19 protein-coding genes are annotated in these 20,396 nt (G+C 46.7%); 13 read left to right on the top strand and 6 right to left on the bottom strand.

The genetic code is table 11. From position 1 onward, the window contains the following. Positions 1-10 precede the first annotated feature (10 nt). Positions 11-1,390 carry a cysteine--tRNA ligase gene (gene cysS, locus ACXAH4_RS10970; protein ID WP_474881881.1) on the bottom strand — a complete coding sequence of 460 codons (1,380 nt, stop codon included), beginning with the start codon at positions 1,388-1,390 and terminating at the stop codon, positions 11-13. Between the two features lie 172 nt (positions 1,391-1,562). On the opposite strand from cysS, the gene ACXAH4_RS10965 reads away from it, so the two are divergent. The 3 genes from ACXAH4_RS10965 (at position 1,563) to ACXAH4_RS10955 (ending at position 4,235) form a co-directional block, all read left to right on the top strand. After that, complete coding sequence (locus ACXAH4_RS10965; protein WP_119501800.1) at positions 1,563-2,057, top strand: peptidylprolyl isomerase; 495 nt, start codon at positions 1,563-1,565, stop codon at positions 2,055-2,057. A 76-nt stretch (positions 2,058-2,133) separates the two neighbouring features. Further along, complete coding sequence (gene lpxH / locus ACXAH4_RS10960) at positions 2,134-2,871, top strand: UDP-2,3-diacylglucosamine diphosphatase (RefSeq protein ID WP_474881880.1); 738 nt, start codon at positions 2,134-2,136, stop codon at positions 2,869-2,871. Positions 2,872-3,374: 503 nt separating this feature from the next. Beyond that, positions 3,375-4,235 carry an LPO_1073/Vpar_1526 family protein gene (locus tag ACXAH4_RS10955; RefSeq protein ID WP_474881878.1) on the top strand — a complete coding sequence of 287 codons (861 nt, stop codon included), beginning with the start codon at positions 3,375-3,377 and terminating at the stop codon, positions 4,233-4,235. A gap of 141 nt (positions 4,236-4,376) precedes the next feature. Here the strand turns inward: ACXAH4_RS10955 and ACXAH4_RS10950 are convergent, their stop codons facing one another. Beyond that, the gene (locus ACXAH4_RS10950; protein WP_474881877.1) at positions 4,377-5,270 is read right to left on the bottom strand and encodes a Tle-like phospholipase domain-containing protein; all 894 of its coding nucleotides are present in this window, start codon (positions 5,268-5,270) and stop codon (positions 4,377-4,379) included. Between the two features lie 151 nt (positions 5,271-5,421). Between ACXAH4_RS10950 and ACXAH4_RS10945 the strand changes: the two genes are divergently transcribed. Then, on the top strand, positions 5,422-5,634 hold the full coding sequence (locus tag ACXAH4_RS10945) for a hypothetical protein (RefSeq protein WP_474881875.1): 213 nt from the start codon (positions 5,422-5,424) through the stop codon (positions 5,632-5,634). Positions 5,635-5,849: 215 nt separating this feature from the next. Here the strand turns inward: ACXAH4_RS10945 and ACXAH4_RS10940 are convergent, their stop codons facing one another. The 4 genes from ACXAH4_RS10940 to ACXAH4_RS10925 all read right to left on the bottom strand — a co-directional run bounded on the left by ACXAH4_RS10940 (position 5,850) and on the right by ACXAH4_RS10925 (position 8,427). Continuing rightward, positions 5,850-6,470, bottom strand: coding sequence for a hypothetical protein (locus tag ACXAH4_RS10940; RefSeq protein ID WP_474881874.1), 621 nt, complete (start codon positions 6,468-6,470; stop codon positions 5,850-5,852). Between the two features lie 20 nt (positions 6,471-6,490). Beyond that, positions 6,491-6,775, bottom strand: a complete 285-nt coding sequence (locus tag ACXAH4_RS10935) for a hypothetical protein (RefSeq protein WP_474881872.1) — start codon at positions 6,773-6,775, stop codon at positions 6,491-6,493. Between the two features lie 487 nt (positions 6,776-7,262). After that, positions 7,263-8,159 carry an aspartyl protease family protein gene (locus ACXAH4_RS10930; protein WP_474881871.1) on the bottom strand — a complete coding sequence of 299 codons (897 nt, stop codon included), beginning with the start codon at positions 8,157-8,159 and terminating at the stop codon, positions 7,263-7,265. Next, the gene (locus tag ACXAH4_RS10925; protein ID WP_474881870.1) at positions 8,095-8,427 is read right to left on the bottom strand and encodes an alpha/beta hydrolase-fold protein; all 333 of its coding nucleotides are present in this window, start codon (positions 8,425-8,427) and stop codon (positions 8,095-8,097) included. Before ACXAH4_RS10925 ends, ACXAH4_RS10930 begins: the two co-directional genes overlap by 65 nt. Before the next feature lie 76 nt (positions 8,428-8,503). On the opposite strand from ACXAH4_RS10925, the gene ACXAH4_RS10920 reads away from it, so the two are divergent. The 9 genes from ACXAH4_RS10920 to ACXAH4_RS10880 all read left to right on the top strand — a co-directional run bounded on the left by ACXAH4_RS10920 (position 8,504) and on the right by ACXAH4_RS10880 (position 20,372). Then, positions 8,504-8,980 carry a hypothetical protein gene (locus ACXAH4_RS10920; RefSeq protein ID WP_474846606.1) on the top strand — a complete coding sequence of 159 codons (477 nt, stop codon included), beginning with the start codon at positions 8,504-8,506 and terminating at the stop codon, positions 8,978-8,980. 311 nt (positions 8,981-9,291) lie between these two features. After that, the gene (locus ACXAH4_RS10915) at positions 9,292-10,875 is read left to right on the top strand and encodes an alkaline phosphatase (protein ID WP_474869187.1); all 1,584 of its coding nucleotides are present in this window, start codon (positions 9,292-9,294) and stop codon (positions 10,873-10,875) included. A gap of 12 nt (positions 10,876-10,887) precedes the next feature. Next, complete coding sequence (locus tag ACXAH4_RS10910; RefSeq protein WP_474881868.1) at positions 10,888-12,792, top strand: alkaline phosphatase; 1,905 nt, start codon at positions 10,888-10,890, stop codon at positions 12,790-12,792. A gap of 60 nt (positions 12,793-12,852) precedes the next feature. After that, on the top strand, positions 12,853-13,611 hold the full coding sequence (locus ACXAH4_RS10905) for a hypothetical protein (RefSeq protein WP_474881867.1): 759 nt from the start codon (positions 12,853-12,855) through the stop codon (positions 13,609-13,611). An 80-nt stretch (positions 13,612-13,691) separates the two neighbouring features. Beyond that, positions 13,692-14,321, top strand: coding sequence for an OB-fold-containig protein (locus ACXAH4_RS10900; RefSeq protein WP_119501810.1), 630 nt, complete (start codon positions 13,692-13,694; stop codon positions 14,319-14,321). A 27-nt stretch (positions 14,322-14,348) separates the two neighbouring features. After that, positions 14,349-16,100, top strand: coding sequence for a flotillin family protein (locus tag ACXAH4_RS10895; protein ID WP_474881865.1), 1,752 nt, complete (start codon positions 14,349-14,351; stop codon positions 16,098-16,100). Positions 16,101-16,331: 231 nt separating this feature from the next. Then, entirely contained in the window at positions 16,332-17,558 is a 1,227-nt protein-coding gene (locus tag ACXAH4_RS10890) for a sensor histidine kinase (RefSeq protein ID WP_474881863.1), read from the top strand. Then, positions 17,539-18,174 (top strand): response regulator, encoded by a 636-nt coding sequence (locus tag ACXAH4_RS10885; RefSeq protein ID WP_474846620.1) that lies wholly within the window; start codon positions 17,539-17,541, stop codon positions 18,172-18,174. The genes ACXAH4_RS10890 and ACXAH4_RS10885 overlap by 20 nt, the downstream gene beginning before the upstream one ends. Positions 18,175-18,524: 350 nt before the next feature. Further along, positions 18,525-20,372: a methanol/ethanol family PQQ-dependent dehydrogenase gene (locus tag ACXAH4_RS10880; protein WP_474881861.1), complete on the top strand. Its 1,848-nt coding sequence runs from the start codon at positions 18,525-18,527 to the stop codon at positions 20,370-20,372. Positions 20,373-20,396: the final 24 nt, after the last annotated feature.

Raw genomic sequence — 20,396 nt, 5'->3', positions numbered from 1 at the left:
CTGTAGCTTGTCAGCCTTTCCGCCAGGTCGTTCCGGACGGCCCGTCTTCAAGGACAACATTCATTGCTGCTAATGCATCACGGGCAGCGTCCGCGGCCGGCCAGTCTTTCGCAGCACGGGCATCGTTACGTTGTTTGATAAGTGCTTCAATTTCGGCGCTCTCATCATCATTGCTGCCGCCCTGTAACCAGGTTTCCGGCGCGGTTTGCAAAATACCCAAAATCGCTCCCAGGCCTTTCAGTACAGCAGCCAGTTTGCCGGCTTCTTCCGCACCGGCTTTTTGCTTATTGAGATCGCGGGCAAGATCAAACAGGACAGACATCGCTTCAGGCACATTCAAATCGTCGTTCATTGCCGTTTCAAAGCGCTCGAGGTAACCGCCGTAAGACAAATCAGTGGCAGAGTTTATATCCACACCGCGCAGGGCTGTGTACAAACGTTCCAGTGCTGATTTTGCCTGAGTGATATTGTCCTGCGAGTAGCTCAGCTGACTGCGGTAATGGGCTGACATCAGGAAGAAACGCAGGGATTCTGCATCGTGTTCCTGCAATACATCACGCAGGGTAAAGAAGTTGCCCAGCGACTTGGACATCTTCTCATTATCAACCTGCACCATACCGGTATGCATCCATGTGTTTACATACGGCGTATCAAAGGCGCAGCAGGATTGAGCCACTTCATTTTCGTGATGAGGGAAGGTTAAGTCAGAGCCGCCTCCGTGAATATCAAAGTGTGCACCCAGGTGCTTGTGATTCATGGCAGAACATTCAATGTGCCAGCCGGGACGGCCGTCGCCCCAGGGCGAAGTCCAGAAAGGCTCTCCGGCTTTGGCTTTTTTCCACAGCACAAAATCCAGCGGATCATCTTTACCCGCCGCCACTTCAACGCGGGCACCGGCCTGTAACTGTTCCAGGTTTTGCTTGCTCAGTTTGCCGTAGTCACCAAACTTACTGACATCAAACAGCACATCACCGCTTTCTGCTACATAAGCAAAGCCTTTATCCAGCAGCTTTTCAATGATATCCACAATTTCAGCCATGTGCGTGGTTACACGGGGCTCGATATCCGGCTCAAGTAAATTAATGGCAGCGAAATCTTCGTGCATCATGGCGATGGTACGGGCAGTCAGTTCACCGGTTGTTTCGCCATTCTCATTCGCTCTGGCAATAATCTTGTCATCTACGTCAGTAATGTTACGCACATAGTTCACATCAAATCCAAGATGGCGCAGATAACGCACCAGCACATCAAAGCTTAAATAGGTACGGGCATGCCCCATGTGGCTGAGATCGTACACCGTGATACCACACACATATAAACCCACGCATCCTTCTTTCAGCGGTACAAAAGGGGCTTTTTCCCGGGTCAGTGTGTTGTAAAGGTGTAGCATGGTTGTCCTCGTTTTTTAGCTCAGGATTCAAATTCGGGGCGAAAGTGTAGCACTACCCGTTGCGGTCGCACAGGTTTTGCCGCCTTTTAACAGTGATTAATTTAACTCACGGAGGAAATCAGCTACCATTACCCCACTTTAACCGCCGGGACACAAGATAAGGGGCGAATTCATGGTTACGTTAAAAACAAATTACGGTGACATCACACTGGAGCTTTTTGCAGATAAGGCACCGGCAACCGTTGAAAACTTCTTAAACTATGTAAAAGAAGGCTTTTACGACAACACGATTTTCCACCGTGTTATCGACGGTTTCATGATCCAGGGCGGTGGTTTCACACCGGATATGGATCAGAAATCGACCAACGCACCTATTGCCAATGAAGCGAACAATGGCGTTGCCAATGAAAAAGGCACAATTGCCATGGCACGTACAAATGATCCGCACTCAGCAACAGCGCAGTTCTTCATTAACGTGAACAACAACGACTTCCTGAACTTCTCCAGCGAATCAGTAAACGGCTGGGGCTACTGTGCATTCGGTAAAGTGTCTGAAGGCATGGATGTGGTTGAGAAAATCAAAGCTGTGAAAACCGGCACCAGCGGCTTCCACCAGGACGTACCTGCAGAGCCTGTTGTTATTGAAAAAGCGGTTATTGCTGAGTAATCCGGCGATACCTTTGTTCAGAGACAGTTCCTGCTGTCTCTGATCCCTCTTCCCCCATATTGTCACACTTAGCTGCATGCCATTTACTTACTTCATTGCCGATATTCACCTGAGCGAAGACCGTCCTGACATTACTCAGTGTCTGATGACATTTTTAGAAAACGAAGCGCCACAGGCGGATGCACTCTACGTGCTGGGTGATTTGTTTGAAGTGTGGATAGGTGATGACAACAAAACGCCTTTCAATGACGCGATTGCAGCCGCATTTAAACAGGTCAGTAAAACCACACCGGTATTTTTCATACACGGCAACCGTGACTTCGCAATCCGTCAGGAATGGGCAACGCAGGCCGGTATGACATTACTGCCCGAACAGGCTGTCATTGATTTATACGGCACCCCTACCCTCATCAGCCACGGTGATGAGTTGTGCACAAAAGACATTGCCTACCAGAAATTCCGTAAGAAAAGCCGCAGCTGGTGGTGGCCACGGCTTATGCTGGCATTGCCACTTTCATACCGCCGTAAGGTCGCCGAGAACGGACGTAAGCAAAGCAAGTTAAACCAGCAGGGTTTGAAACCTGAAATCATGGATGTAACGCCACAAGAGGTAGTGAAAGCCATGGAACACTTCAACGTACAGCGAGTGATACACGGTCACACCCACCGCCCTGCCATCCACGCCCTGAAAGCTAACGGCAAACCCGCTACCCGTATCGTGCTGGGCGATTGGTACGATCAAGGATCGGTTTTAAAAATCAGTGAAACAGAAGTTGCGTTGCAGCAGCGGGATTTTCTTATTTCTGGACAGTGATGAGTGAATTACTGTATTCAGTAGACTGAAATGGAATCGTCGGCTAGAGACAAGGAGCGGACGGTCAACAATGTCATTTCCTACTTCTAATTTTGGTCAAAAACGGATATCACCGAGATACTTGGTAAAGGACTGCTTCGTACGTTAAGCGGACATTTCAATTTCTATCCCATGAAAACACAGAATATAGTTTTTAAGAGGAAACGGGTGTTACTATGACGTCTCAGTTGTGAGCTGTTATACGTCGGAGGTATTGTGCAATTAGTTATCAAAGTCTTTTCAGTTTTTGCCTTGTTGGTTTCTCTATGCTGGCTGTATTTCGAGCCAAATTTCGAACCTCTATTAACGACTGTTGTTTCGTTTTCGGCTTTAATTTCGTCATTTGTGTTTGGCAATAGCAATAAAGACCAGAGTGAAAGCCAAAATCAGGAAGTGTCTTCGAATTCATCAGGAATACAAGCTGGCGGAAATGTGACGATAAATAATTCAATCAAGGAAGACTAATGTTGGGGAAAAACCAAGATCAGAAAGTTGCTGAAAATTCTTCTGCTATACAGGCAGGTGGAAACGTCACAGTTAACAATGGGTTATCTGTCGCTGAGGTTAGAGAACTATGTTTATTGTTCTTGAGAGATAACTTTCCAGCATTACGAGAAGAAGCTATTCGCGAAGCTGAGGATAATGTTCGAGAGTTTGCACAAGAGTTGGAACGAAAAATCGTTCAAAATTCCCAATTTATCACATTGGAAAAATTTAAAGACCCTGACGTACAAGCAGCAATCAATGATGCGGTGCAATCGAGTGCAAGACGCGGAAAAAAAGCAAATACGAATGTTCTTGTCGATTTGATTTCAGAGAGAGCTTCGGTTTCATCTTCGGACTTTAAAGACATCGTAATGTCTGAAGCAGTTAATGTGGTTCCCAAGCTAACACAGGAGCAGATCTCATATTTATCTTTTATCCATTTTATGACGCATTGCGGTCGTGATGGATTACGACATGTATCTCAACTAGAACCTTTTTCATTAATGGCATTGAATGCTGTTTCAGCAGGCTTTGGTATATCAGATTCACAAAAACGTCATATTCAGTTTGCAGGAACTTGTTCCATTATGTCGATGATGCATATTGATATTTACGATGGTTGGATAAATTCCTTATTTAAAGGCCTAGGATACACGGACAAAGAAAAGTTTAAGTCTGATGTTGCTCAGTTCAGTCCATCAACAAAGAGGCTACTTGAAGAGTTTGATAAAGACAGCAAAGGCGGGCAGGTGAATCTTACAAGTGTCGGTCAAGCCATCGCTATTGCAAACCTTTCAAAAAGCTTAGGTCGTCTAGATTACTCAATCTGGATTAAATAGACATACAATAAGTTGCTTAAAAGCTCCTATAACGATTGACTTGCGTTTCTTCGTCACTAATTTTAGACAAGCACTTTACGCCTCTTAGCAAGGCGTTAAACGTCCGCTCCTTGTCTATTTCTTTCGGAAGATAATGCAAAACTAATTGCTACAAGGCTTAGCTTCATTCAAGGCTTTAGTTATATTTGCAATAGAGTGCTGAGCAACAAAGCCTCCATTCTGAGTATTTAGACGATACTCTATAAAATATGGATGAATATTAGGCTCAGGACTCAGCACATATCCCAAATTTGTTAGATATCTTAAAAACTGTAAGCCATCTCCATACTCATTAATTCGATATACTTTTGTATTTTTAACTCTCGGGTCTCGATACCTATCCTCGTAAAGAATTCCTAGATCATGCCATCCTGTTACGGAAGTTGTATTGAACACAAATGCGGTACTTATTTTTTCAGAGGAATATAAAGCAAGTTGAGCAAGGCCACCGCCTAACGAATGCCCTGTCGAAATTATTCTATAGCCTTCGGGAAACAGTGGCTCAACAGTTCTTAAAATATCTGGTATTTGTTCATACTGCGACTTGAAAAAAGGTAAATACTTGGTTATCCAAAATAGGTTTGCGTGCATATCATCAGGGGCGTTTGTACCTCGAAATACTAATACGGCAAGCTTCTCTTTATCATTTGTCCAAACAGAATAATACAACCCTGAATAATTATCGGCTGCGGCAAAAAAGCTGCCATCATCGTTAAAGATATTTTTCCACTCATGGTAGTCTTCATTAGCGTTTGGTTGCGAATATATTCTCTTGCTAAGAGTAGCCATTATTCCGAAATATTCTGTGTCGGGATCGTTGGTCTTGCCGGTCACAACGTCATATAAACATGCTTTTCTAGTGTCATCTCTAATAAAAACATATGCCTGGTTCTGTTCAAACACAATGAATCGAATGAAGAGGTAAGAAAGCACCAAAGTGATAGTACTTGATACCAAAATGAACGCTTTACTCAGTTTCGAATTACTAAAGTCCACTGTGATTTCCTTGTGCAGTTTTTATTCGGTACAGATTTACATCATTTCACTATGGACAGGTCGTTAGCAATATGAACGTTCGCTCCTTGTCTAAGTGCGCCAATCAAGCTGACTGGCATACTCATGTTTCCTATTTAACAGGAGACAACTCATGGCAATTCAAGTCCATACACCTTGGAATAAAGATCTTATTATCGGGCTGAAAAAGCCCCTCCAAATATCAAATATACGGGGTATCCGAATTCGTTTAGAGTTTGAAGGGCGGACGCGTGCTCTCGCACTGTTCAATCTTGGTCTTGATAGCAAGCTGCGAGGTTGTGACCTCATTAAACTCAAAGTGTCGTTTGCGGACGTCCAGTGCTGAGGCGCACGCATGTCGATAAGCAAAAAACAAGCAGTCCTGCCCAATTTGAGATAACACCGGAGAATCGATTTTGGCTTGGGTAAAGAAAGCTGCGCGAATTTAAAGCCTTCGCCCAATGCATTTTCAATTTCAGCAATCATATGTATCCTTTTAAGGCATCACGCATCAAGAACCTACGCAGTTTACTACGTCTGATTGCTTGACTTGTTCTACAATCACATCAGTTTAAGGATGTCCTTTATTGACTTCCGAAATAAATTAAGTTGTGATCTCATGCTATTAACCTCGAGATCGAGTCTCTGAATTGCTTCCAATTTCTTACTGTCGAAATCAACACCAGATAGATTTCTGAGTTCGTTTCCATAGTCATACATTTTTTCGGTGATCCCCCTCAGTCCATCTATCATCAAACTTTCACCGTTGCCTAAGTTCCTTATAAGATCTTCCACAGCATTTATCTGCCCTACGTTTATTGCGCCTTTGATGGAAGAAAACACCTCATCGAATCGATCTGCTAAACCATAGAGGCCGGCGCAGATTTTAAATTCATTGTAGGAACTCATTAGATTACTTGATGCCCCTTGCAGATGATCGATTAGCTCTTGATCAGAAATAATTCTTTTAGTGCCATCGATATACAATATCGCTAGCTCGATTGCTCTCTCCATCTCGGTTTGAACCAAAAGTAATACTTCCCGTATTTCTTTTCGGTTTTTTCTATTCTTCTTAGGAAGGATAACAACAAGATCGGAAAGCGCATTAATAATCTTATCTAGTAGCAACATAGAACCTCCATATTTAATGTTGTAGAACGCCGCATTCAGCGGTTTGTCCACTGCTATTCTTTGTTATGCATTTACTTTTTCGCAGCGAATAGATACCCAATGATGCCACCTGCAACTGGGGTCAATGCTGTGAGTATAGTTTTAAATACATCCATACCTCTTCCTGACTCATCCACTATTCCCATAATTCCAGATAGGAGAACCAATACTAAGATGCCCGTAAACGTAACTGCTGCAAATCTAACTTTTTGCTTATCAAAGTCCTCTGTCTCCGGTGTATTTTTAATTACGTATCCGGTTATAAGCATTGCGATTGTGAAAACCACAAGAATAGCTATGACTATCGTGGTACTCATTGTTGCCTCCATGTTTCCGCATAACGCTAATTAACGAGCATCTCGCTTTTACAATTGCTCATTTTATTAGTTTTCCTCATCAATATTTAGCTTACCTTATGATTTAAATGCGTATTTCAAATTTTAACTCGACTTGAAATGATGCAGATCTAAAAATCAAAAGGAGCCTGACTTTAACGAGACGTTTTTCGCTTCCTATTAAAAGCCATGAGCAAATTATTTTCCATTGTTAAATTATAAAGACTTAGCAGACTGGCGAAAAACAAAGTGAGACCAGAGATTTTTATTCAACAGGAAAAAAGCCGATGTTGAAAAAACCTCATTACACCTGTATAAATATCAGTATTTTTAGGGCAAAAGAAGTATCAGATTTGTGTGGAACTCAATCTTTTAGGATCGTTTTGTTCAATGTCCGCTTATTGTCTTTAGCAGACGATTCTCATCAGACCACCTTATGTCCGCTATTCTCTGAATACTAAGAACGATTCTATTTATCTCTCATATACAAGGTGCTGTTAGCTACATCAATTATACTATTAACGGAAGCCAACTCTTTATTCCCGACTATTCCTATAACAGTTCCATATTTCGAACCGACAGCCTGTCTCAGAGCACCCAGTTCAGTGACAAGAAAATCATCATTAACTTCTGCACTACCGATTTTTATTGTTTTATTCATTAGGACTTTCATAGGTGTTTCAGCCCCGTTTTCGCTGACAGATTTTGCTTTCGGATGATCATCCAATTTAAATCCTAAGTTTCCGGATAATACAGACCTGTCCAAGACGGTTTGCTGTGCACCTGAATCGACCAGTAAAACAACATCATGCTGCTCAAGCTTTGCTTTGATCAGGGTAAACCCTATTTCAGTTTGCAACAGAGGAATGGCGGTATACTTCGAATCAGCTCCTGAAAAAAATTCTTTTGTCTCACTTTCGTCTTCCGGAACTAAAAGTCTGCCTTTATTGATATCAACTAATGCGTGTAATTCAACAATTGCATCGTGACCAATGATCCCATCTATATCAGGCCCTAATTGACCTATTGAATTTGTATAGATGTTCCTGAGCGTCAGCTCGTAACTCCCTATGACCATTGACTGGATACTGACAGGGAATGTTTGGGTTGTACCTTCTTTCTCATCGCCGGCAGTGACGCCATCAATACCACTTGAGGCTATTTTGATACCGAAATGTTCAAGCTTACCCATACCTACAACAGAACCCGTTGAGCCTGTATCAAGGATGAATTTCCCTTCCTTCCCATTGACAGCAGCTTTGAGGCTGAAGTGCCCGTCATCTGTAACTTGTAGAGGGATTTCATCCATAGCGGCATGCACGGAAGTCACACTGATTAGAAGATAAAATAAAGCAATAAATTTCATTCAACATCCTTGTTTTGGCAAACGATGGTTTCTCTAAATTCCCTACGGAAAGGTATACTTTTACTTTTTGCGATGTCTTGATTGTCGCTGATTGAAGAATTTCATTATCGTTATACCAAACCGGCGGACTGCCCAGAATATAATTATCGAACATATCAGGATGTTTGAATAACGCGTAAGCGCCGGGCAACCCTCCTAAAGAATGACCCGCAAAAGTCCGGTTTGAAGAATTCGCCCTGAAATTTTTCCGCAAATGAATAACTGTCATCGCCGCTTTTCCCTGCTTGACCTGTCTGTGGATATATACAAAGCTGACAATATGGAGAGTCAAAAGGATTTTGATCGTGGGTAAGCGCGCTGGTTTCATTGAGTTTGTGAAAAATCACTGGGAGTTTCTGGCCGTGGGCAGTCTGATTGCCATTTACCTTTTACACGGTCAGTACCTGCAGGCTGTCGCCTCTACGATTATCTCCCAGCCGAGGAAAAGCGACTTTTTGTTTGTTGATTATTATGAACTGGATAGATCCAGTGACATTAAATATCGTTTTGTGCCCTTAAAAGTCATTGCAACAGATGAGCAAAATATTACGGTAGCGGTAGGAAATATTGGTTTCAGTGAACCCGTATCGCCTGAAACTCACATCAAATTTGATAAACCACTCCTGCTCAGAAACTACTACCGGAAAAATCATCTTCGGTTCAGTCGCAAAGAACTGAGTTCCATGTACGAGAACGGGATTATTTACGACGCACGCCGCCCTCAAAACATCTACATCAGCGGATGGATCGTGATTAAATTAAGTGAAGTGTACACAGACTGAAAATAAGCAGAGGTAATTGCCTGATACCAGTCATTTCTTTACTGCGCCCCTCAAATAATCAGTTAAAACAATGTGTTATGTTATAACATTTTTCATAAAACCGACATCAATCCGACATAAATCATTCATCTCAGATTAACCTGTTCGTCATACAGGCCGCCTACTCTGTTTCACCGTCCGGTCAGGGAACCGAAACTTTCAGGGAAGAGAGGTTACACACATCACCTGCCTGCTTCCCGCCCCCTGCCGCAGACACACGGCTGCTTCTGTCTACAGCGCCGGTAATCAAAAACATAATTAGGAATGTCATAATGAAATTTAACTGGAAAGCTTCTGTCAGCGCTCTGGCTCTGGCGGTTTCAACTGGTTTGCAGGCGGATGTGCTTCCTGCTTATCAGTCTGAAAGTGCCTGGTTCACCGACGCACAAACCAAACTCACTGAGAAACTGGAAACCACCAATAATTTTAAAGCCAAAAACGTGATCCTGTTTGTGGGTGACGGTATGGGTATTTCAACGCTGACTGCGTCACGTATCCGTAAAGGCCAGTTGGCGGGCAACCCCGGTGAAGAAGGTTACTTAACGTGGGAACGCTTTCCCGGTACTGCACTGGTAAAAACCTATAACGTAGATGCCCAGACTCCGGATTCAGCTGGTACGATGACAGCCATGATGTCAGGACTGAAAACAGACGTGGGTGTAATCGGTGTAGATGAAGACATCGAACGTGGCGAATGTTCAACAGTTGCCGGCAATGAAGTGATTACCGCACTGGAACTGGCTGAAATAAAAGGACTGTCTACCGGTGTGGTATCAACTGCCCGCCTGACTCACGCGACGCCTGCAGCCACTTATGCCAAATCAGCAGACCGCAACTGGGAAGACGTATCTGATATGCCGGAAGCGGCAGTCACAGCCGGTTGTGCTGACATTGCCGACCAGCTGGTACATTTTGAAGATTATCTGGAAAGCCGTTACACCGGTATAGACGTTGACGGTATTGATGTTGCCATGGGCGGCGGCCGCCGTCACTTCCTGCCGAATGATGCTGCGTTTAACAGCAATGACGCGGTAAGTGAAACAGAAGGCGACCGTACTGACAGCCGTGATTTGACTGCTGAGTGGCAGGAAATGTACAGCGATGGTGTTTACGTAACCGATCAGGCCGGATTCGATGCGGTGGATGCCGCTTCCACGACCCGTCTGTTTGGTCTGTTCAACGAATCTCACATGCAGTACGAGGCAGACCGCGCCAACGATGTTGCCGGTGAGCCTTCCATTGCAGAGATGACTTCTAAAGCAATCGACATTCTCGATAACAACGACAAAGGCTTCTTCCTGATGGTGGAATCAGGTCGTATCGACCACGCTCACCATGCAGGCAATGCCTCCGGTGCACTGTCTGAAACACTGGCGTTTGAGCAGGCTATCGAAGCTGCGGTAGCGAATACCGATCCATCAGAAACACTGATTCTGGTCACGGCTGACCACGGCCACGTGTTTACTATTGCCGGCTATCCTAAGCGCGGTAACCCGATCCTGGGCAAAGTGGTTAACGTAGGTGCTGATGAAGCGGCTACTGCTGCTGACGGCATGCCTTATACCACTGTGGGCTACATGAATGGTTTCGGCTTTAACGATTTAGGTACAGAAACCGATTCTGACGCTATCTACAGCGAAGAAATCAATGCTGGCCGTATGGATATTACCAGCGTGGATACCACTGCTGCAGGCTACCACCAGGAAGCGCTTATCCCGCTGTCTTCAGAAACTCACTCCGGTGAAGACATTGCCCTGCACGGCACAGGCCCAGGCAGCCAGTTAATTCAGGGTGTCATTGAGCAAAGCGTTGTATTCCACCTGATTAACCAGTCTCTCGGACTGATTGAAGAATAAGAAGAGGACATCATGAAAGTATTTAAATATAGCCTTTTAGCCATGGCCATGGCCGGCCTGACCGCTTGTTCTCTTGACGGTGATGATGGCGCTGACGGTACTGACGGCAGTAACGGATTAAACAGCCTGACGGTACAAACTGAACTGGCCACCGGCGATGCAAACTGCCCGAACAGTGGCGTACGTTTTGATTCAGGCCTTGATGCCGACGGTGACGGCGCGTTAAGCGACAGCGAAATTTCTGAAACCAGTTATGTGTGTGTACCGGCTAATGCAGAAGTGGCAACCAGTGAGTTGCTGACCAGCCTGAACAACGAATATTTCGTAGCCGGTCAGGCGGAAGTTGAAGCGGCCAAGACCACCTGGCTGAATGCCACCGGCACAACCTCTGTGGACGGCGTTCAGACTATTACCAGCAATACCACCGTGACCAAACATGCTTCTGTGGAAGCGGCTGTTGCATCGCTGAAAGGTAAAGCGAAAAACGTTATCCTGTTCGTCGGTGACGGTATGGGCGTGTCTACTGTGACAGCAGCACGTATCATGGAAGGCCAGATGAACGGTGACAACGGTGAAGAGAACCAGTTGAGTTTCGACCGCTTCCCTTTCGCCGGTTTATCAAAAACCTATAACGTTGATGCACAAACACCAGACTCAGCGGGTACCATGACCGCAATGATGAGCGGCGTGAAAACCGATGTTGGCGTAATTGGTGTAAACGAAAATATTGTTCGCGGTGACTGCAGCACCGTTGCCGGTAATGAGCTGGTAACGGCGCTGGAACTGGCGGAACTGGCCGGGAAATCTACCGGTATCGTGTCTACTGCACGTATCACTCACGCTACACCTGCAGCGACTTACGCCAAATCAGCTGACCGTAACTGGGAAGACGATGGCGACATGCCTGCTGAGGCCATTACTGCCGGTTGTACCGACATTGCTGCGCAGCTGGTTGGTTTTGAAGCAGCTACAGAAGCACGTTTCGGTGCTGACATTGACGGTATCGAAGTCGTTATGGGCGGCGGCCGCCGCTCATTCCTGCCTAAAGATGCTGCGTTTAACAGCCCTGACGCTGTCAGCGCTGTTGAAGGTGACCGTACAGACGGACGTGATCTGACCGCAGAATGGTCAGCGCAATATCCCAATGGTGTTTACCTGTACGACCAGGCCGGTTTTGACGGACTCGACACAGAAACCACTGAACGTGTTTTCGGCCTGTTCAATGAGTCGCACATGCAATACGACGCAGACCGCGGTAACGATGTAGCCGGTGAACCGTCAATCAGTGAAATGACAGAAGCAGCTATTAAGATTCTGGATAACAACGATGACGGCTTCTTCCTGATGGTGGAATCCGGTCGTATTGACCATGCCCACCACGCCGGTAACGCCTACGGTGCACTGACCGATACAATTGCCCTTGCTGATGCGGTAGCTGTAGCTGATGAGTTAACGGATGATGAAGATACATTAATCATTGTCACTGCCGACCACGGCCACGTATTTACCATTGCCGGTTATCCAAAACGAGGGAATCCGATTCTGGGCAAAGTGGTTAACGTAGGCGCAGACGAAGCAGCAACTGCAGCTGACGGTATGCCATACACCACGGTTGGTTACATGAACGGTAACGGCTTCCGTGACCTGGGTACCGAAACCGATGCAGACGAAATCTACAACTATGATGTCAACGCCGGCCGTCAGGATCTGGCAGATGTTGATACCACTGCTGCCGGTTTCCACCAGGAGTCTTTAATCCCGCTTTCATCTGAAACTCACTCAGGTGAAGACGTTGGCATTTATGCAAAAGGCCCTGGCGCATTCCTCGTCAACAGCACTAACGAGCAAAGCGTTATCTTCCATGTGATGGATTTTGCCGGAAGTCTGATTGATGACGCAGAAGCGGCTATCGAGTAACAATAAGCTCTGAATACAGGGACGTCCGTCTGGTCGTCCCTTTTTTGCTGGTAATAAATAATGAAACAATCTCACACTCTTCTCTGCGGACTGCTCTTATCCGCATCCACTCTGTTTACTTCAGCGGTAACTGCCGCAACGTCTGAAGAACCGGCTCAGTGTGATGCTGAAAAGAACTGGGTGAAAGCAGACTATACCCTTACTGAGACGACCAACGACAAAGTTCGAAGCCGTTCACTGACCTTATGGCGAAAACCTGATGTGGTAGCACACCAGTATCCTGCCAGCGACATCACGCAGGTTTGGGAACATGTGCATGAACGGGTAAAACAAACGCGCTTTTTTGATGCTCACAAACGGGGCATTGAATATCAGCCCGGCGAAAATATTCATGGTCGCGTTGATAACGACTGGGAATACCGCAATCAACTGGTTAAGCAGGCCTTTATCGACGGGCTGGAGAAACAGGATTCACAAGGGTCAGGCTGCGATATCCGTACCCGTTATACTGCCGGCAGTGAAAACGGGTATATCGAGCTGGTATGGGCAGACAACCTGCAACTGATTGTCTCGTTCACTGTGACTAAAGGCGAACAGAAAATGCACTGGCAACAGCAATCGCTGTCTCATGAACAGGCAGGCATCAACGCATTTTTTGCAAGTCGCTACGGATATCAGACAACTGATTATGCCGATATTGGCGATGATCATACCGATCCGTTTCTCACCAACATGGTACACCAGGGCTTTATAGAAGCCGGTGCCAGTGGTTTTTACAATGCCAGCGGTGAAGCCCTTGAGGGATCTCACCTGCACTAAAGATCGTTGTAAACTCCTCGCAATTTGATAAGAATGTGTTATAAAAATAGCAATCAGGATTCATCAAGGATGGTGAAAAAATGTCCACATTCTTCTTTCATGATGCCAACTTTCTGTTCAGTGCAGCAGTTGGCATTGTCATCTTACTGTTCATTATTGAACTACTCGGCATGGCACTGGGGATCAGTTTATTAGGCATTTTCGACGATATGCCTGAACCCGACCTTGGCGGTGGTGAGTCTGTGTCAGGGCTGGCCGCCCTTACCAACTGGCTGTCGCTGGACAAATTACCGGTGATGATCTGGTTCATTCTGCTTCTTACCCTGTTCGGACTCACCGGCTACATACTGAATCTGTCTTACGCCAGCTTTCTGGGTGGACGCTTCTTACCGCCGGCGGCTGGTGTTCCAATCGCTATTTTCGTTTCCCTGCCCCTCACCGGCCGGCTTGGCAGCGCACTGGCAGGTCTGTTACCAAAAAATGAAAGCAGTGCCATCGACAATGATGAATTTGTTGGCGCTGTAGGAGAAATCACCATAGGCGTTGCCCGTAACGGCAGTCCGGCGGAAGCGAAATTTACTGATCGTTACCGCCAGGTTCACTATGTACTGGTTGAGCCTTTTGAAAGTGATGAAACCTTCACCCGCGGAGAAAAAATCATCCTCGTAAAGAAAAGCCTGCATAGTTGGCTTGCTACCCGATATAAATAACCCTGCAGCAATAAGGAAGTTGTAAATATGGAAACCTACTCTGCTAATAATCTGCCCGCCGTTCTCATTATCGGGCTTGTTGTCGTTATCGCCCTGCTGGCCATTGGTCTTATTTTCGCCAAGCTTTATAAACGGGCCACTAAAGAAACTGCCTTCGTCAGAACCGGTCTGGGCGGTGAAAAAGTCATTAAAGATGGCGGCGCGATTGTGCTGCCGGTGGTGCACGAAATCATTCCCGTGAACATGAACACCCTGCGTATCGAGGTAGAAAAAACCCAGAAAGATGCGCTGATCACCAAAGATCGCATGCGGGTGGATGTAAAAGCCGACTTTTATTTACGTGTAGCGCCCAGTGCCAGCGGCATTTCCATGGCGGCACAAACTTTAGGTACCCGTACAACCCGGGCCGAAGAAGTGAAAAAGCTGATGGAGTCTAAGTTTGTAGACGTACTTCGCGCCGTGGCTGCAGAAATGACAATGACGGAAATGCATGAACAGCGTGCAGATTTCGTCCAGAAAGTGCAGCAGAGTGTTGCAAACGATCTTGAGAAAAATGGTCTGGAACTGGAATCGGTAAGTTTAACCGGCTTCGATCAGACCGACCTGGATTTCTTCAATGAGAACAATGCCTTTGATGCTGAAGGTCGTGCCCGTCTTGCAAAAATCATTGAAGAGAAGCGTAAAGAAACCAACGATATCCAGCAGGAAAACCGCGTCAAGATTGAAACCCGCAATCTGGAAGCGGAAAAAGAGTCGCTGAATATTAAACGGGAAGAAGAAGAAGCCCGACTGATGCAGGAGCAGGTTTTGCAGTTTAAGCGTCAGGAGCAAAAAGCTGAAATCGCTAAACAGCGGGAGCAAAAAGAACGGGAAGAACGTGAAGCCGGCATTGCCAAAGAAAAAGCCGTTGAAGCAGCTGAAATTGACAAGTCCCGTGAGCTGGAAACCCGTGAAATTGCCAAGCGCAAAGCACTGGAAGAAGCCCGTATTGCCCAGCAGCAGGACGTCGAAGTAGCCGAACAGGTTAAACAAATTGCGGTTGCTACCAAATCAGAAGAAGAGTCTGCCGCACGAGCTAAAGCAGCAGAAGCTGAAAAGGCTAAGGTAGAGAAAGAAGAAGCGGTAACCACAGCCCGTCAGGTTGCAGAAGCTAAGCGTCGCATGGAAATTGAAGTGATTGACGCCCGTAAAGAAGCGGAACGGGAAGCAGTGGGCATTACCGTAGAAGCTCAGGCGAAAAAAGAAGCGGCGGAGAATGCGGCTGAAGCCATTTTAACTGAAGCCAAAGCCACAGCAGATGCGAAAATGCTGCAGGCGCAGGCAGATGAAAAAGTACTGGCAGTAGAAGCGGCGGGTAAACAGGCGCTGTACGATGCTGAAAACACTCTGAAAAACGAACAGATTGAGCTGCAAAAAGCACTGGCAATTCTGAAAGTCCTGCCTGAAATAATCGCCAGCGCCGTGAAGCCACTGGAAAATATTGAAGGCATTAAAATTCTGCAGGGCTACGGGATCAGTAATGCCGCCGGGGGTGCAGAAGGCACAGTAAGTACCGGAAATGGCAGTATGGCCGATCAGGTCACGCAGGCAGCGTTGAATTACCGTGCCAACGCACCGGTTGTCGATGCTCTGTTACGGGAAGTCGGTCTGGTAGATAAAGCCGGTGGTTCACTCACCGATTTATTAAAAGGCGACAATGCTATGGTTGCAGCCCTTACCTCTCAACCCGGCACGACCACTGAAACGAAATCAAATGGTGCCGGCCCTGCCCCGCAATAAATCCGGTATCCGGCGGGGTCAATCCCACTACATATGAAAGGAGCGCATCGCGCTCCTTTTTTGTTGTCCTTAATCCGGCTCTGAAGCATTTCCTACCAAAGTACTATAAATCTGTAGCTAAAGTGGCAAGGCAATTTTGACCTGATACTGACTAAAATACATTATGGCTTCAGGTACGAAAGAACGATGAAAGCAACCAGCAGAATTACACTTACAATCACAGGTATCTATTTGATATCAGGAATAGTGCTGGCTTTCATCATGTACAGTCAGGCAACAAAAGATGTTGCCACCGAAATTAACGCATCACTGGCACTGGCTGATGCGCTGGTTGAACAAAACGTTGACTTTGCAACCATAGAAGCAGCCTTGCAGCAAAGCCGTCACCTTACAGCCCTCGCAATCGATTCTCCGGCCGGTTCAACACTTAATTCTCCGGATGTTTCATTTTTTCCCGTAGAACCTGTAAGTGTGTTCAGTCATCCGGAAGATCCCCGCCGGCAACTATTTCTGTTTGCTAACCCCGCTGCTGAACGGGAAGAGATCCTGACCACGGTCTATCAGGTTTTCGGTTTACTGGCGATTTCACTTTTATTCACTCTCAGCGTAATGCACATCGTGGTTCAGTCAAGAATGAAGCCTTTACAGGCACTGAGTTCAGCTCTCAGTAAAGTAGCGAATGGCAATTATCGTGTTGACGTTGAACACAGCGATATTGAAGAAATTGACAGTGTGGTTACCCATACCCAGCTGATGGCTTCTGCACTTGAAGAAAGAGAAAACAAAGTACAGCAACTGAGAAATAAACTGGCTTCCCTGCAAGAGCACGAACGCCAGAATCTCGCCCGTGAATTACACGATAATCTGGGCCAGCTGGTAACCGGAATCCGTGTACAAAGCTACATGTTGCGCCAGCAAACACAAAGCCCGAAATTCATAGAACGCACAGCCACTTTACTTGGCGAGCAATGTGCAGAAATACAGTCCGGCATACGGCAACTGGTTAATAAACTCTACCCCGTCACACTGAATAAAATGGGCCTGGTTTCCGCCCTGCGGGAAATGCTGGAACGCTGGTCAGAAATTCACAATATTGATGTTACTTGCTCCCTTCCCGACCTCAGCCCGGAAAAAAATATTGAGAGGGACATGCATCTGTACCGCATCACCCAGGAAGCGCTGAGCAACGTTGCACGACATGCCCATGCTTCAAAAGTGCACGTTTCGCTCACCCTGACGCAAAACGTCATGACATTGAATATCACCGACAACGGTACCGGATTTGCTGAACAATCAGAATGTTCCGACGGACTGGGACTGGCATCCATGCGTGACAGAGCCCGTCTTACGGGTGGGCATTTTGCAAAAGACAATTTCGAAGAAGGAGCACGTATTCAGGTTGTTGTTCCTTTGACGGCCGGAACGGAGAAGAGCAGTCATGCACATATTACTTGTTGATGATCACGCTGTTGTACGCCAGGGATACGGTGCCCTGCTGTCAATGATGCTGCCGGAAGCCACGATTCACGAGGCGGAAAATGCCCGCCAGGCGATGACATGTATGACGCAGAATGATGTGGACGTAATGATTCTGGACATTAACCTGGAGCAGGCTAGTGGTCTGAACCTGGCTCCACGCTTCCTCAGCCGTTGGCCGGGACTGAAAATCATATTTTTCAGTATGTTTGACGAGGCCTCTATTGTTAACCGGGCAATGCATACCGGTGCCAGCGGTTATATCAGTAAACGTTGCAGACCGGAAATAATGCTTGATGCGGTAAAAACTGTAATGGCCGGACGCACTTATATTGAACACGAACTGGCCATTAATCTTGCGTCATATGCTTACAGTGAGAAGAAAGATATTTTCGACCAGCTCACCCGCCGTGAATTCGATGTGTTCATGGGCGTAGCAAAGGGCCAGAAACGGACACGGATTGCAGAAGATTTGAATATTTCAGACAAAACGGTTTCCAATGCCATCACCCAGCTTAAAAGTAAACTTCAGGTAAAAACCAGTACTGAACTGGTTCATCTCGCCATCGACAACGGTTATGTAAAGGTGGCGTCATGAACCCGTAAAGTTCGGGAATTGCTCCTGCCAAAACCGGGAAAAGTTCCGTGGTTACCAGACGCCATTTACGTCACACTTACTCTAAATCGAAGGCTGCATTGTTCGACCAACCTTTCGGTTTAGTGAGGTTCAACAGCTCACACCCTATTCCGGCTAACCCTTTGTGGTTAGCCTTTTTTTTACTTATTTCGTGACAGATATCAGCTTCTGTAACCTTGTTTCTCTGACGGGATAAATCCCGCTTCAAATCGGGAATTATTCCCGCCTTACTTCGGGCAAAAGTCTATTCTCCCTGCCCCCTGCTGCTCGCATACTGTTAACACTTCATAAACAAATAGCAAAGGTACGCTATGACTATTACACCTAAGAACACCACTAAAAAACTGTTGCTGTCTGCTATTCTCGTGAGCAGCGCACTTGCCAGTCAATATACTCAGGCTAAAGGCGTCACCTGGGATGATATTGAGAACGATGCCAGTACCACAGAAGATGTACTGATGTACGGTATGGGTCCGGAAGCACAGCGATTCAGTTCACTGGACAAGATTAACAAAGACAACGTGCACATGCTGACACCGGCATGGACCATGAGCTTTGGTGACGAAAAGCAGCGGGGCCAGGAGTCTCAGGCACTGGTTTATGACGGCGTTGTTTATGTGACCGCCAGTTATTCCCGTATTTTCGCCTTTGATGCCAGAACCGGCGAAAGAAAGTGGACTTATTCTCACCGTTTGCCTGAAGGGATCCGCCCCTGCTGTGACGTGATTAACCGTGGTGCAGCCATTTACGGCGACATGGTGTATTTCGGTACGCTGGATGCCGGTATCGTGGCACTGAACCGTCACACCGGTAAAGTGGAATGGAAAAAACGTTTTGAAGACTACCGCGCCGGTTACACCATGACAGGTGCGCCGACACTGGTAAAAGATCAGAAAACTGGCAAAGTCCTGCTGATCCACGGCTCCTCCGGCGATGAATTCGGTGTGGTAGGCAAACTGTTCGCCCGTGACCCGCTGACCGGCGAAGAAGTGTGGATGCGCCCCTTTGTTGAAGGTCACATGGGCCGGCTGAACGGTAAAGACAGTACCCCCACCGGTGATGAAAATGCGCCTACCTGGCCACGTGATGAAAACGGCGAACTGGTTGAAGCCTGGCATCACGGTGGCGGTGCGCCATGGCAGAGTGCCAGCTTCGATGTAGAAACAAACACCATTATTATCGGTGCAGGTAACCCGGCCCCCTGGAATACATGGAAGCGTACAGCAAAAGGCGATGATCCGCGCAACTGGGATAACCTGTACACCTCAGGTCAGGTTGGTGTAGACCCTACTACCGGTGAAGTGAAATGGTTCTATCAGCATACGCCAAATGATGCCTGGGATTTCTCCGGGAACAACGAGCTGGTACTGTTTGAATACGATGACAACGGCAAAACAGTTAAAGCAACTGCTCACGCCGACCGCAATGGCTTCTTCTATGTAGTAGACCGTGAGAACGGCGAATTCATCAAAGGCTTCCCGTTTGTAGACAAAATTACCTGGGCTACGCACATCGACCCCGATACAGGTCGCCCGGTTGAAGTAGAAGGACAACGTCCGCCTCTGCCGGAACCTGGCGAAGAGAAAGGAAAATCAATTGAAGTTTCCCCTCCATTCCTGGGCGGAAAGAACTGGAACCCTATGGCATACAGTCAGAACACCGGCTGGTTCTATCTGGGCGCAAACCACTGGAAAGAAGATTACTGGACAGAAGAAGTTAACTACGTAAAAGGTAATGCATACCTTGGTCAGGGCTTCAGAATTAAAACTCTGTTTGACGACCATGTAGGCGTGTTGCGTGCAGTAGACCCTGTATCCGGTGAAATAAAATGGACGCATAAAGAGAAACTGCCATTATGGGCCGGCGTTCTGGCCACGAAAGGCGGATTAATTTTCACAGGTACCGGCGATGGCTTCATCAAAGCGTTTGATGAGAAAACCGGTGAAGAACTGTGGAAGTTTCAGACAGGCTCAGGCATCGTTTCCTGCCCGATCACCTGGGAAATGGACGGTGAGCAATATATCGGTTTCGCTTCAGGTTACGGCGGTGCTGTACCACTGTGGGGTGGCGATATGGCAGAACTGACCAAGCCTGTCGCACAAGGCGGTTCATTCTGGGTATTCAAATTACCAAACTTCGACAAAGTCGCTAAACGTTAATCATACCCGGCGGGGCTGCGGCCC

The organism is Alteromonas sp. ABV2_168, assembly GCF_056161165.1.
This window is presented reverse-complemented; position numbering and strand designations above follow the sequence as displayed.